The organism is Nocardia sp. NPDC055050, assembly GCF_053608345.1.
This window is the reverse complement of record NZ_JBSGVG010000024.1, coordinates 55,460-68,194: the sequence shown is the minus strand read 5'-3', so window position 1 is coordinate 68,194 and position 12,735 is coordinate 55,460. Positions and strand designations below refer to the sequence as shown.

Here is a 12,735-nt window from a genome sequence, read left to right as displayed (position 1 = left end):
GGCGGGTGGCCGCTCATGCCTGCGGCGCCTTGCGGACCAGTGTCTTGCGTATCGCGGTCGCCACGATCACGCCGTGCTGGTTGCGTGCGGTGTGGGCCAGGCTGACGATGCCCTCGCCGGGACGGCTCTTGGATTCGCGCTTGTCGGTGACCAGCGTTTCCGCGTACATGGTGTCGCCGTGGAACAGCGGTGCGGGCGTGGTCATCTCGGAGAAACCGAGGTTGCCGACCAGGGTGCCCTGGGTGAGCTGGGCGACGGAGAGCCCGACCAGCGTCGACAGCGTGAACATCGAGTTCACCAGGCGCTGGTTGAACGGCGGCTGCGCGTCGGCGAAGGCCGCGTCCAGGTGCAGGGCCTGGGTGTTCATGGTCAGCGTGGTGAACAGGACATTGTCGGCCTCGGTGATGGTGCGGCCGGGCCGGTGCTCGTAGATCGTGCCGATCTCGAACTCCTCGAACCACAGCCCGCGCTGGACCACCCGCCTGACTTCGCTCACAGACCCAGCTCCCTTGCGATCAGCATCAGCTGTACCTCCGTGGTGCCCTCGCCGATTTCCAGGATCTTGCTGTCACGGTAGTGCCTCGACACCGGGTATTCGTTCATGAAGCCGTTGCCGCCGAAGATCTGGGTGGCGTCGCGGGCGTTGTCCATCGCGGCCTCGCTGGCGACCATCTTCGCGATCGAGGCGGCCTTCTTGAACGGCTTGCCCGCCAGCATCAGCGCGGCGGCGTCGTAGTAGGCGGTGCGCGCGACGTGGGCCCGCGCCTCCATCCGGGCGATCTTGAACGCGATGGCCTGATTGCGGCCGATCGCCTGTCCGAAGGCCTGGCGTTCACCCGCGTAGCGCACGCTCTCGTCCACACAGCCCTGCGCGGCGCCGACGGCCAGCGCGGCGATGGCGATGCGGCCCTCGTCGAGGATGCGCAGGAAGTTGGCGTAGCCGCGACCGCGCTCGCCGAGCAGGTTCTCCTGTGGCACCCGCACGTCGGTGAAGCTCAGCGGGTGGGTGTCGGAGGCGTTCCAGCCGACCTTGTTGTAGGCGGGCTCGGCCACGAAACCCGGGGTGGAGGTCGGCACCAGGATGGTGGAGATCTCCTTCTTGCCGCCTGCCTGTCCGGTGACCGCGGTGACGGTCACCAGGCGGGTGATGTCGGTGCCGGAGTTGGTGATGAACTGCTTGCTGCCGTTGATCACCCAGCTCTCGCCGTCCTGCACGGCGGTGGTCCTGGTGCCGCCCGCGTCGCTGCCCGCGTCGGGTTCGGTGAGTCCGAAGCCCGCCAGCGCCTGCCCGCTGGTGAGCTGGGGCAGCCATTCGGTGCGCTGCTTGTCGTTGCCGAAGCGGTAGATCGGCATGGCGCCCAGCGACACCCCCGCCTCGAGGGTGATGGCCACGCTCTGGTCGATCTTGCCGAGTTCCTCGAGCGCCAGGCACAGGGCGAAGTAGTCGCCGCCCATGCCGCCGAACTCCTCGGGGAACGGCAGGCCGAACAGGCCCATCTCGGCCATACCCGCCACGACCTCGTACGGAAAGCTGTGTTCGGCATCGTGTTTCGCCGACACCGGCGCGACGACCTGGTTGGCGAAATCGCGCACGGTGAGGGCGAGCTGGCGGTATTCCTCCGGCAGCGAACCGGTGGACAGGTAGTCGGTCATGCGGGGGTTCCTTCGGGCTCGGTCGGTGCCGCGGCGGTCTCGGCGACGGCGGGTTCGGTCGCGGCTGCGGCGACGACGGTTTCTGCGGGGTGGGCGATGACGCGCACCAGCACCTGGTCCAGTTTCACCTGGGCGCCGGGGAGGGCGAGCACCTCCACCGTGCCTGCCACCGGCGCGGTGAGCGCGTGCTCCATCTTCATGGCCTCGATCACGATCACCGGATCGCCGACGGCGACGGTCGCGCCGTTCTCGACCGGCGTGGCGATCACCGAACCCGGCATGGGACTGCGGATTTCGGCGTCACCGACGTGGGCGGCGTCGCCACGCACGCTCGCCTCGGCGACCTCGCGCAGCACGGCGAGCCCGCCGTCGTGGCTCACCCACAGCTGGCCGTCGGCCTCGGCGATGCGGTAGGTGCGTCGCAGCCCGTCGAGCGTCGACGCGAGACCGTCGGCCGAGACGGTGGCGGTGAGCGTGCGCGGTTCGGGGTGACTCGCCGGTTCGCCGGACTCCGGCTCGTCGAGCCACACGGTCGCCGAAGCCGGTGTGCCGGTGATGAACACGTGGCGCGCCTGGTCGCCCGCGGACAGTCTGATCGATGTCGGGGCGGGTTCGCCGAGGCGCCATCCCGACGGGGTCGACCAGGGGTCGCCGCCGGTGGCGGGCCAGCGTCGCAACCAGTGATGTGTCGCGGCGGCGATGAATTCGTCGTCGGTCACCTCGGCGGGTACGAAGTCGGCGACGCGGCGATCCAACAGCGCGGTGTCGAGACGGCCGGCCTGTACATCGTCGTCGGCGAGCAGGAAACGCAAGAATTCGATATTGCTTGTCACGCCAAGCAACACGGTCTGTTCCAACGCGCGGTCCAGCGCGGCGAGCGCGTCGGCGCGAGTATTGCCGCGCGCGATCACCTTCGACAGCATCGGGTCGTAGTCGCTACCGACCACGGTGCCCACCGAGAGCCCCGAATCCACCCGCACGCCGGCGCCTTCCGGCTCCGACAGCGCCAGCACGGCACCGCCGGTCGGCAGGAACCCGCGACCCGGGTCCTCCGCGTAGACCCGTGCTTCGATCGCGTGCCCGACGAGGTGGATCTCGTCCTGGGTGCGCGCCAGCTTCTGGCCCGCGGCGACCCGCACCTGGCATTCCACCAGGTCGACACCGGTGACCATCTCGGTCACCGGATGCTCCACCTGCAGACGGGTGTTCATCTCCATGAAGAAGAACTCGTCGGGCTGGTCGGCCGAGACGATGAACTCTACGGTGCCCGCGCCCACGTAGTCCACGCTGCGGGCGGTATTGCAGGCGGCGGTGCCGATCCGGGCCCTGGTCTGCGCGTCCAGCAGCGGCGAGGGAGCCTCCTCGATCACCTTCTGATGCCTGCGCTGCAAGCTGCATTCGCGCTCACCCAGGTGCACCACATTGCCGAACTTGTCGGCCAGGATCTGCACCTCGATATGGCGGGGCCGGTTGACGAACCGCTCCAGGAACAGGGTGTCGTCGCCGAACGCGGCAGCGGCTTCGCGCCGGGCACTCACCAGCGCGGCGGGCAGATCGGCGGGGTCGGTGACCCGGCGCATGCCCTTGCCGCCACCGCCTGCCGACGGCTTCACCAGCACCGGGTAACCGATGTCCGTTGCGGCGGCGATCAATTGGTCATCGGTCAGGCCGGGTTCGGCGATGCCGGGCACCACCGGAACCCCGAACGCCGTCACCGTCTTCTTCGCGGTGATCTTGTCGCCCATCACCTCGATGGCCTTGGCCGGCGGGCCGAGGAACACGATGCCCGCATCGGCCAGTGCCGCCGCGAAGGCCGAATTCTCCGACAGGAAGCCATAACCCGGGTGTACCGCCTGCGCGCCCGAACGTACGGCGGCATCGACGACCTTCTCGATCGACAGGTAGCTCTCGCGCGCCGGCGCCGGTCCGAGCCGCACCGCGACATCGGCCTCACGCACGTGGCGCGCGTCGGCATCGGCGTCGCTGTACACCGCGACCGAGCGAATGCCCATGTCGCGCAGGGTCTTGATCACACGCACCGCGATCTCGCCGCGGTTGGCGACCAGGACGGTGTCGAATTCGACGAGATGGTTCTTGTTCAGCATGTCGCTCACATCCGGAAGACGCCGTAGGAAACGGGTTCGAGCGGCGCTTGCGCGCACACCGAAAGGGCAAGACCGAGCACGGTTCTGGTATCGGTCGGCGCGATCACGCCGTCGTCCCAGAGGCGCGCGGTCGCGTAGTAGGGGTTGCCCTGGGTCTCGTACTGTTCGCGGATCGGGGCCTTGAACGCCTCCTGATCCGCCTCGGACCACGGCTTGCCCGCGCTGTCGAGCTGATCACCGCGCACCGTCGACAGCACCGACGCGGCCTGTTCGCCACCCATCACCGAGATGCGCGCGTTGGGCCACATCCACAGGAAGCGTGGCGAATACGCGCGCCCGCACATGGAGTAGTTGCCCGCGCCGTAGGACCCGCCGATCACGACCGTGAGCTTCGGCACCCGCGCGCACGCGACCGCGGTGACCATCTTCGCGCCGTGCTTGGCGATGCCGCCGGCCTCGTAGTCACGGCCGACCATGAAGCCGGTGATGTTCTGCAGGAACAGCAGTGGGATCTTGCGCTTGTCGCACAGCTCGATGAAATGCGCGCCCTTCATGGCGGATTCGGCGAACAGCACGCCGTTGTTGGCGACGATGCCCACCGGATGGCCGTGAATGCGGGCGAACCCGGTGATCAGGGTTTTGCCGTATTCGGCCTTGAACTCCTGGAAGCCGCTCTCGCCGTCGATGATCCGGTCGATCACCTCGTGCACGTCGTAGGGCGTGCGCGGGTCGACGGGGACCACGTCGTAGAGCTCGTCCTCGGCTTTGGCGGGCGGGGTACTCGGCAGGACCTCCCACGGTGCTTCGGGGCGCGGGCCCAGCGTGGCGACGATATTGCGGACGATCCGCAGTGCGTCGCGGTCGTCGTCGGCCAGGTGATCGGTGACCCCGGAGGTGCGTGAGTGCAGCAGGCCGCCGCCGAGGTCCTCGGCGGTGACGATCTCGCCGGTCGCCGCCTTCACCAGGGGCGGGCCGCCCAGGAAGATGGTGCCCTGGTCGCGCACGATCACGGCCTCGTCGGCCATCGCGGGCACGTACGCGCCACCGGCGGTGCACGAACCCATCACCGCCGCGATCTGGGCGATGCCCTTGGCGCTCATGTTCGCCTGGTTGAAGAAGATGCGGCCGAAGTGCTCGCGGTCGGGGAACACCTCGTCCTGGTGCGGCAGGAAAGCGCCGCCGGAGTCCACGAGATACACGCACGGCAGGTTGTTCTGCGCGGCCACCTCCTGCGCGCGCAGGTGCTTCTTCACCGAGATCGGGTAGTAGGTGCCGCCCTTGACCGTCGCGTCGTTGGCCAGGATCAGGCACTCGCGGCCCGCGATGCGGCCTATGCCGGCGATCACGCCGGCGCCGGGGCACTCGTCGCCGTAGATGCCGTTGGCCGCCAGCGGGGACAGTTCGAGGAACGGACTACCGGGGTCGAGCAATTGGTCGACGCGCTCGCGGGGGAGCAGCTTGCCCCTGGCCACGTGCCGTTCGCGGGACTTCTGCGGACCACCGAGGGCGGCCGTGGCCAGCCGCTGCCGCAGATCCGCGACCAGGGCGCCGTGCGCGTCCCGGTTGCTCGTCGCGGCCACGGTGCCGTCTTCGGTCTCGTGCGTAACCGTCATCACGCCACTCTTCCCATTCGGTTAATCGATAATAACTGAAATTCAGGTTAATCTTGACTAACCAAGTTGTCCAGAGGGGGCGGCCACGATGTCGACTACCGAGCCTGTCCAGGCGACCCGCCGCGAGCAGCTCAAGGCCCAGCGGCGCGAGCAGTTGCTGGCCGCGGGCGCCCGTCTCATCGCCGACCGCGGCTTCTTCGGCGTGCGGCTCGACGACCTCGGCGCGGCGGTCGGCATCAGCGGCCCCGCCGTCTACCGGCACTTCGCGAACAAAGAGGCGCTGCTGGTCGAACTCCTGGTCGGCATCAGTGAGCGCCTGCTGTCGGGCGGTCGCGCCGTCGTCGACGAATCGCCGTCGGCCGTTGCGGCGCTGACCGCGCTGGTCGACTTCCACCTCGACTTCGCCTTCGGCAACCCCGAGCTCATCCGCATCCAGGACCGCGACCTCGACAATGTCCCCGCCAACGACCGCCGTGTCCTGCGTCGCACCCAGCGCCAGTACGTCGAGATCTGGGTTGGTGTCCTGCGCGAACTGACCCCCGGGCTCCCCGAGGAAACCGCCCGCATCCAAGCCCACGCCGCCTTCGGCCTGATCAACTCGACCCCGCACAGCGCCTCCGCGGCGAGTGCGTCGAGGGCCCGGCCGGTGCTGCGGCAGATGGCCCTGGCGGCATTGACGGCCGGCTAGTTCGCTTCGGCGCCGGGTCGGTCGAGCTGGTTCCGGAGCCAGCCGGGGCCGACGGATTCGGCGCCGTGGGCTTCGACACGGGTGCGGAGCTCGCGGTCGGCGGTGACGACCGTGATCCGTTCGTAGGAGTCGGCCCCGGCGACCACGTCCACGATCTTGTCGTCGCCCGAGCGCTCGGCGAGGACCACCTCCATCCGCGGCGCGGCGGGCGCGGCACCGTCGGCAGCGGCCTTGGCCGCCCCTTCGAGGACGACCGTGACTTCGGTGTTGTCAGGAAGCCGGGTAGTCAGGTCCGCCACGTCGGCGAGAAATCGCCGAGCAGCACCCGCCCTGTCCTTCCACCATCCGTTGGCGCGCGACCCGATCACATTGGCCGCATCCACCACGACGAGATGCCTCGGATCGCTCATCGACCCAGTCTGCCCGCCGTCGTCGGCTGCGCCGAACGGGCGCGCTGGACTCTCGCCCGGCGGATGACGGGGCCGAGAGTCCAGCGGCAGCACGGTCAGGCGTCAGGCAGGCGCGGGGACGGAGACCGTGGTGAGGCGGCCGTCGGTCATGCGGTAGACCGCGTCCATGGTGTGCAGGTGGGTCGGGTCGTGGGTGACCAGGATGGTGGCGGCTCGGTGTTCGCGGGCGATGGTGGTGATCAGGGCGATGATCGCGGCGCCGCGTTCGGAGTCGAGGGCGCTGGTCGGTTCGTCGACGACGAGCAGGGCCGGGTCGTTCATCAGGGCGCGGGCGATGTTGACGCGCTGGCGCTGGCCGCCGGAGAGCTGGGCGGGGCGTTTGTGGGCGTGGTCGGTCAGGCCGACCGCGTCGAGAAGTTCTCTCGCGCGGGTACTGGTCGCGTGGCGTGATGCGCGTTTCGGGCCGCCGAGGTGGGCGGTGACTTCCAGTTGCTCGATCGCGGTCAGCGAGGGGATGAGGTTCGGCTGCTGGAAGACGATGCCCATCGACTTGCGGCGGGCGGTCGCCGCGGCTCGTCGGCTCAGCGTGGCGAGATCTGTGGTGCCGGACTCGGTGTCGAGCACGACCGTGCCCGAATCGGGTCGGATCAGGGTCGCGGCGACGGCGAGCAGGCTCGACTTTCCTGAACCGGACGCGCCGGTCACCGCGGCGATCGTGCCGCCGGGCACGTGCAGGTTCACCCGGTCGAGGGCGGTGAGACGGTCGGTGCCGTCGGGGTAGGTGAGGGTCACGTCGGTGAGAGTGAGTGCCACAGTGGATCCTTCGTTCGGTCGCGCAGCGCGGTGGATCGGCAGCGCGACTGCGGCATCGGTGCGGGCGACGGTCGTCATGGGATCGTCAGCGGGTCGCGCCGAGCGCGGTCAGTGGGTCGGTGGTGAACAGGAAGCGCAGGGCGACAGCGGCGCCGACCAGGCCGAGGACGATCAGGGCCAGCGCGGGGACCAAGGTTGTCGCGGGGCTGAGCACGAAAGGCATCGCCTCGCCCAGGAACAGTGAGGCGAGGGCGGTGATCGCCAGGCCCGCCGTGACACCCGCGGTCAGGACGATCGCGGCCTGGGCGAGGGCATCACGGACCAGGGAACCGGTGGTCGCGCCGAGCGCCTTCAAGGTGGCGATATCGGGTTGGCGCTGCACGGTCCAGACCGTGAAGAAGGCGCCGATCACCAGGGCCGAGATGGCGAACAGCAGCACGGTCATCAGGGTGAGTGAGCTGTTCTCGGCCTGGTAGGAGCCGATCGCCTGGACGGCATCCTTCGCGGGCAGCGAGTGCGTGCCTGCTTCGGCGTCGAGGCCGCCGGGGGCCTCGCCGGTCACCGCGAGCACGGTCGCGGCACCGGCGCGCGGGCTGGCCGCTTGCCAGTCCTGCAGGCTCGTCCAGATCACGGGGGTGTGGCTGTACCACTCGTCGCCGGCGACGTCGGCGACGGTGAACTCGTGCCCTGCCAGCAGCACGACGTCGCCGGTGCCTGCCGACAGCTCGCGAGCCGCCGCCGAACTCAGCACCACGGCGCCGGGAGCGGTAGCAGGGCGATTGCTGAATGCCGATGGGTCGCCGCCGAACAACGCGACCTGCGTCGGACTCGCACCCGCGTGCTCGGCCCTGGTGCGCGAGATGCCGATCGGGGTCGCGTCCGCCGATTCCCACTGCGCGATCTGCTGCTCGGTGAGTACCGAGGAGTCGAACGACGGGTCGGCCCCGGTTTCGGCGAAAACGACCCGGTCGGCGTCGATGCCCTGGACAGCGGAGATGTTCTGGTGCGCCAGCCCAGCGGTGAGGCCACTGAGGAAGCTCACCAGCACCGCCACCAAGAACACGACGGTGGTGATGAGCAGGAAGCGGCCACGGGCGGCCCGCAGATCTCGGAGTGCGACGAACATGACTCCACTCTGTCGTTCTCGTCCGTCGACGCCATCGCACCGGCGCACGAATCGCCGTCCATCCAAGGTCTGGCGGCGTTTACATCTTTCGATGGATGCCCGCGTGGTTGCCGCACATAAGCTGGTCGACGTGCACTCGTCCCCCCTGACCCCGGTGGTCACCACCCTGCGCTTCGGCCTGCATGTGCTGGTGACGGTGCTGGCGGTGGTGGTCGCGGTGCGCGCGTTGCTGCCCGGCGGCGGCGGTCACGGTGTCGCGGTGGTCGCGCTGACGGTGGTGTGGTTGCTGGTGTATTTCGCGGGGACCGAGTTCCCGCGCTCACGTTCGCATGCGTATCCCGATGCGGCGGTGTGGGTGTGGCTGGCGGCTCTGACCGTGTTGTGGCTGGTCATGCTCACGCTCACCGCTGATGCGGTTTACCTGGCGTTCGGGCTGTTCTTCGTCTACCTGCACCTGCTGCCACGGCCGTGGAATCTGGTCGCGGTGGTGTCGGCGACGGCGGTCGGTGTGATCGGGTTCGCGGCGCATCGTGGTTGGTCCGCGGGTGCGGTGGTGGGGCCTGTTCTCGGCGCGCTGGTGGCGATCGGGATCGGGCTCGGCTACCAGGCCCTGCGCCGTGAGGCGGTCGAGCGGGAGCGGCTGATCGACGAATTGATCGGCACCAGAGCGATTCTCGCGGAACAGGAACGGACAGCGGGCAAGCTCGCCGAGCGCGAACGCTTGGCGAAGGAGATCCACGACACCGTCGCCCAGGGCCTGAGCAGCATCCAACTGCTCCTGCACAGCGCTGAGCAGGCCGCACCGGATCATCCTGCGCTGGACCGTATTCGGCTCGCGCGTGAGACCGCCGCCGAAGACCTGGCCGAAACCCGAAGGCTCATCGACGAATTGTCGCCCGCCGCGCTGGACGGGCAATCACTGGCCGAAGCGCTGGAACGCATTTGTCTGCGCGCGCAGTCGCCGACACTGACCACGCAGCTGCTCGTCGAGGGTGAGCCGGAGCGACTGCCGATGCCGGTCGAGGCGGCGCTGGTGCGGATCGCGCAGAGCGCGGTAGCCAATGTGGTGCAGCACGCGCAGGCTGAGCGCATGCGGGTCACCCTCACCTACGACGACACCGACGCGCACTTGGACATCGTCGACGACGGCATCGGCATCGAGCCGGATATGTTGCGCCACCGCCGATCCGGCGCGTTCGGCCTCGCCGCCATGCGCAGCCGCGTCGAGCAACAAGGCGGTGCGATGACCGTCGAATCCGAACCGGGCCACACCGCAGTGTCGGTGACCTTCCCGCTCGGCGCGGCCTCATGATCCGCCTTCTCCTCGCCGACGATCACGCCATCGTCCGTGCGGGCCTGCGCGCTCTCCTCGACTCCGCCGCCGACATCACCGTTGTCGGTGATGTCGCGAATGCCGATGCGGCAGTGGCCTTTTGCGCCGCCACCCCCGTCGACCTGGTCTTGATGGACCTGCGTTTCGGCGACGGTCGCTCCGGCGCCTCCGCCACCGCCGACCTGCGCGCCCTGCCCACCCCGCCGAACGTCCTCGTCGTCACCAACTACGACACCGACGCCGACATCCTCGGCGCCATCGAAGCGGGAGCCGTCGGCTACCTCCTCAAAGACACCCCACCCACCGAACTCCTCGCCGCCGTCCGCGCCGCCGCAGCGGGCGAGAGCGTGCTCTCCCCAACCGTCGCCTCCCGCTTGATGACCCGAGTCCGCCGAGCCGACACCACCCTGAGCCCCCGCGAAGTAGAAGTCCTGCGCCTGGTAGCCGCAGGCCTGTCCAACCGCGACATCGCCAAACAACTCTTCCTCAGCGAAACCACCGTGAAGTCCCACCTCGTCCACATCTACGCCAAACTCGGCGTGAAGTCCCGCACCTCCGCCGTCGCCACGGCCCGCGAAAGCGGCGCGATCTAACTGTCGACATGCTGATTCACCTTCGGCGCCCCCGCCGCCGCTGCGCTTACCCTGGGCGTATGGCCTCTCTGTCTGATCCCAAGGTGCGCGAATTTCTTTCCCATGGAACGCGAACGGGCAAGGTGGCGTTCGCCGCGGCGGACGGGCGTCCGCTGGTGACGCCGGTGTGGTTCGTCGTCGAAGGTGACGAGCTGGTTTTCAATACGGGTAAGAACACGGCCAAGGGGCGGGCTTTCGCGCGTGATCCGCGGGTCGCGGTGTGCGTCGACCTCGAGGAGCCGCCGTACGCGTTGGTCGAGGTACAGGGGACGGTCACCCTGTCCGAAGATCTCGATGAGCTCGTGCGGACCGCTACCGCCATCGCCGCCCGGTACATGGGTCCGGACAAGGCGGAGGAATTCGGTCAGCGCAACGGGGTCGCGGGCGAACTCGTGGTGCGGGTGCGGCCGACGAAGATCATCGCGCAGTTCGATATGACGGGCTAGCGGGCGCCGGTCATCGGGACCGCGTCGGGGCCGGGCGGGGTGGGGTCGTACGGCGGGGGGTCGGTGCGGTCGAAGAGCGGAGACGAGCAGGTCGCGCCGACTTCCGGGGTGGTGTACGGGTTTTCGCGGAGGGCGACGACGAACTGGTCGATGCGTTCGTCGGTGGCGGAGTCGACGGTGAGCTGGTGACCCCACGACTGCAGTGAGATCGGGTGGTTCATGTCGGGGATGGGCGACATGAGGGTGTACTGGCGGTCGGTGACCCTGGCGCTCAGCGCCGCCTGATCCTGCGCGCTCACCTTCGCGGGGTCGTAGGCGATCCACACCGCGCCGTGTTCGAGCGAGTGGACCGCGTTCTCGGTGCGCAGGGCCTTCGAATAGACGACGCCGGTGCAGGCCGCCCACTGGGCGTCGTGCGGTCCGCCCACCGGGGGGATCGACGGGTAGGCGACTCGCTGGTTCGGCCGCACGTGCTGCTGCCCGGGCGCGATCTCGGTGACGACGACGCCGCGAATCTGTAGCGAGGGGTCACGGTTGTCCGAGGACGGGGCGAAGCTGTCCGCGGTGGCGGTCGCCTGACCGGCGACCTTCTCACCCGAGCACCCGGTCGCCAGCGTGGCGGCCACGACCACGACCGCGCAAGCGCCTGCGCCGCGCACCCCACCGGACCTACTCGAAACCCGCATCGCGGACCCCCGTCTCCTCGTCGCCGACACCTGCCGTCCGACACAGAACCTACTTGTCTCCCCGCGCCGGGGGCACTCCTAGACTCCCGACTATGACTGTGCACTTCATCGGGGCAGGCCCCGGCGCCGCCGACCTGCTCACGGTGCGAGCGGTCAACCTGCTGCGCGACAGCCCCGTCTGCCTCTACGCGGGCACCTACCTCGACCCCGAGGTCCTCGCCCACTGCGCGCCCGGCGCCGAACTGATCGACACCCAGCACCTGAACCTGGACCAGATCATCGACCACCTCGTGCGCGCCACCGAGGCGGGCAAGGACGTGGCCCGGCTGTGTTCGGGTGATCCCTCGCTCTATTCGGCCCTCACCGAGCAGACCCGCAGGCTCGACGCCCGCAAGGTGGCGTGGGACATCACCCCCGGCGTTCCCGCCTACGCGGCCGCGGCGGCGGCCCTCGGCACCGAACTGACCGTCCCCGAGGTCGTCCAGTCGGTAGTCCTCACCCGGACCCAGGCGCGCTCCACCGCGATGCCGCACGGCGAGGCGCTGGCGAACTTCGCCGCCACCGGTGCCACGCTCGTCCTGCATCTCGCGATCACCCGGATCAGTGTGCTGGCGCAGGAGCTGGTCGCCGAGTACGGCACCGACTGCCCCGTCGCCGTCGTCTATCGCGCCAGCCAACCCGAACAGCTCGTCCTGCGCGGCACCCTGTCCGACATCGCCGATCAGGTGGCGGCGGCCGGGCTGCGTCAAGCCGCGGTGATCCTGGTCGGCCGCGCGCTGGCCACGTCCATCGACTGCGCCCAGTCGCACCTCTACGACCCGGCCAGGGCCCGGTAACACCCACTCCAGCACAGCAGACCAATCGGTGTGATCCATCACTCAGTTGCCGCAGTGCACAGGTCATCCAGCGGGGATGTGAGAACGCAGACAAGCGTCAGCAAACGTGGGTCGCAGGCTTTACCTGGGCCGATGCTCGGCGGCTATGGAGGTGGTTGGTTGCGGGGCGAGCGCACCGGTAGATTGGTGCGATGGTTTGCGACGAGTAGACCGGCGCTGGCGGCCGGACGGTCAGGTGCATGGTCTCGGCCGTGTAACGAGACCAGCCTGGGTGACAGATAGTGCCAATGGACATTTTTGCCTGATTGATTCGAGAACTGAACCCGAGACGCGGGCGCCACGCTTATTCAGGTGGGCGCTCGCGTTCCGGTGTCGTCGGGGAGCGCCTGACCGG

13 protein-coding genes are annotated in these 12,735 nt (G+C 69.0%); 5 read left to right on the top strand and 8 right to left on the bottom strand.

Annotated features, from left to right (window positions below; genetic code table 11):
• Positions 1–13 precede the first annotated feature (13 nt).
• From ACWGCN_RS23470 to ACWGCN_RS23455, 4 genes are read right to left on the bottom strand one after another with little or no spacing between them, the layout of a single operon-like run.
• Complete coding sequence (locus ACWGCN_RS23470) at positions 14–496, bottom strand: MaoC family dehydratase (protein WP_449969335.1); 483 nt, start codon at positions 494–496, stop codon at positions 14–16.
• Entirely contained in the window at positions 493–1,653 is a 1,161-nt protein-coding gene (locus ACWGCN_RS23465; protein WP_266293533.1) for an acyl-CoA dehydrogenase family protein, read from the bottom strand. Before ACWGCN_RS23465 ends, ACWGCN_RS23470 begins: the two co-directional genes overlap by 4 nt.
• Positions 1,650–3,758, bottom strand: a complete 2,109-nt coding sequence (locus ACWGCN_RS23460) for an ATP-binding protein (RefSeq protein WP_378990859.1) — start codon at positions 3,756–3,758, stop codon at positions 1,650–1,652. The genes ACWGCN_RS23465 and ACWGCN_RS23460 overlap by 4 nt, the downstream gene beginning before the upstream one ends.
• A gap of 5 nt (positions 3,759–3,763) precedes the next feature.
• Positions 3,764–5,371, bottom strand: coding sequence for a carboxyl transferase domain-containing protein (locus tag ACWGCN_RS23455; RefSeq protein ID WP_379312420.1), 1,608 nt, complete (start codon positions 5,369–5,371; stop codon positions 3,764–3,766).
• 88 nt (positions 5,372–5,459) lie between these two features.
• Here ACWGCN_RS23455 and ACWGCN_RS23450 point away from each other — a divergent pair, with 88 nt between their 5' ends.
• The gene (locus ACWGCN_RS23450) at positions 5,460–6,059 is read left to right on the top strand and encodes an SACE_7040 family transcriptional regulator (RefSeq protein ID WP_378990855.1); all 600 of its coding nucleotides are present in this window, start codon (positions 5,460–5,462) and stop codon (positions 6,057–6,059) included.
• Here ACWGCN_RS23450 and ACWGCN_RS23445 read toward each other — a convergent pair.
• The 3 genes from ACWGCN_RS23445 to ACWGCN_RS23435 all read right to left on the bottom strand — a co-directional run bounded on the left by ACWGCN_RS23445 (position 6,056) and on the right by ACWGCN_RS23435 (position 8,408).
• Positions 6,056–6,469: an NYN domain-containing protein gene (locus ACWGCN_RS23445; RefSeq protein ID WP_452458118.1), complete on the bottom strand. Its 414-nt coding sequence runs from the start codon at positions 6,467–6,469 to the stop codon at positions 6,056–6,058. The two genes, ACWGCN_RS23450 and ACWGCN_RS23445, sit on opposite strands and share 4 nt — an antisense overlap.
• A 102-nt stretch (positions 6,470–6,571) precedes the next feature.
• Complete coding sequence (locus ACWGCN_RS23440) at positions 6,572–7,282, bottom strand: ABC transporter ATP-binding protein (RefSeq protein WP_452458117.1); 711 nt, start codon at positions 7,280–7,282, stop codon at positions 6,572–6,574.
• A gap of 85 nt (positions 7,283–7,367) precedes the next feature.
• The gene (locus ACWGCN_RS23435; RefSeq protein WP_378990853.1) at positions 7,368–8,408 is read right to left on the bottom strand and encodes an ABC transporter permease; all 1,041 of its coding nucleotides are present in this window, start codon (positions 8,406–8,408) and stop codon (positions 7,368–7,370) included.
• Positions 8,409–8,538: 130 nt separating this feature from the next.
• On the opposite strand from ACWGCN_RS23435, the gene ACWGCN_RS23430 reads away from it, so the two are divergent.
• The 3 genes from ACWGCN_RS23430 to ACWGCN_RS23420 are packed head-to-tail and all read left to right on the top strand — an operon-like array spanning position 8,539 to position 10,819.
• Entirely contained in the window at positions 8,539–9,720 is a 1,182-nt protein-coding gene (locus ACWGCN_RS23430; protein WP_452458122.1) for a sensor histidine kinase, read from the top strand.
• Positions 9,717–10,334: a LuxR C-terminal-related transcriptional regulator gene (locus ACWGCN_RS23425; RefSeq protein WP_387445765.1), complete on the top strand. Its 618-nt coding sequence runs from the start codon at positions 9,717–9,719 to the stop codon at positions 10,332–10,334. The genes ACWGCN_RS23430 and ACWGCN_RS23425 overlap by 4 nt, the downstream gene beginning before the upstream one ends.
• Positions 10,335–10,393: 59 nt before the next feature.
• A complete protein-coding gene (locus ACWGCN_RS23420) occupies positions 10,394–10,819 on the top strand; it encodes a PPOX class F420-dependent oxidoreductase (protein ID WP_379312415.1) in 426 nt (141 codons plus the stop codon).
• On the opposite strand, the gene ACWGCN_RS23415 is transcribed toward ACWGCN_RS23420, so the two are convergent.
• Positions 10,816–11,505 carry a DUF3105 domain-containing protein gene (locus ACWGCN_RS23415; protein WP_378990848.1) on the bottom strand — a complete coding sequence of 230 codons (690 nt, stop codon included), beginning with the start codon at positions 11,503–11,505 and terminating at the stop codon, positions 10,816–10,818. The genes ACWGCN_RS23420 and ACWGCN_RS23415 overlap by 4 nt on opposite strands.
• Before the next feature lie 92 nt (positions 11,506–11,597).
• On the opposite strand from ACWGCN_RS23415, the gene cobM reads away from it, so the two are divergent.
• Positions 11,598–12,341: a precorrin-4 C(11)-methyltransferase gene (cobM, locus tag ACWGCN_RS23410; RefSeq protein ID WP_452458116.1), complete on the top strand. Its 744-nt coding sequence runs from the start codon at positions 11,598–11,600 to the stop codon at positions 12,339–12,341.
• Positions 12,342–12,735 lie beyond the last annotated feature (394 nt).

Bases quoted from the DNA above. Each gene is read 5' to 3' on its own strand.
- ACWGCN_RS23450 (WP_378990855.1), top strand. From the start codon at position 5,460: ATGTCGACTACCGAGCCTGTCCAGGCGACCCGCCGCGAGCAGCTCAAG.
- ACWGCN_RS23455 (WP_379312420.1), bottom strand. From the start codon at position 5,371: ATGACGGTTACGCACGAGACCGAAGACGGCACCGTGGCCGCGACGAGC.
- ACWGCN_RS23420 (WP_379312415.1), top strand. From the start codon at position 10,394: ATGGCCTCTCTGTCTGATCCCAAGGTGCGCGAATTTCTTTCCCATGGA.
- ACWGCN_RS23415 (WP_378990848.1), bottom strand. From the start codon at position 11,505: ATGCGGGTTTCGAGTAGGTCCGGTGGGGTGCGCGGCGCAGGCGCTTGC.
- ACWGCN_RS23465 (WP_266293533.1), bottom strand. From the start codon at position 1,653: ATGACCGACTACCTGTCCACCGGTTCGCTGCCGGAGGAATACCGCCAG.
- ACWGCN_RS23435 (WP_378990853.1), bottom strand. From the start codon at position 8,408: ATGTTCGTCGCACTCCGAGATCTGCGGGCCGCCCGTGGCCGCTTCCTG.
- ACWGCN_RS23445 (WP_452458118.1), bottom strand. From the start codon at position 6,469: ATGAGCGATCCGAGGCATCTCGTCGTGGTGGATGCGGCCAATGTGATC.
- ACWGCN_RS23460 (WP_378990859.1), bottom strand. From the start codon at position 3,758: ATGCTGAACAAGAACCATCTCGTCGAATTCGACACCGTCCTGGTCGCC.
- ACWGCN_RS23425 (WP_387445765.1), top strand. From the start codon at position 9,717: ATGATCCGCCTTCTCCTCGCCGACGATCACGCCATCGTCCGTGCGGGC.
- cobM (WP_452458116.1), top strand. From the start codon at position 11,598: ATGACTGTGCACTTCATCGGGGCAGGCCCCGGCGCCGCCGACCTGCTC.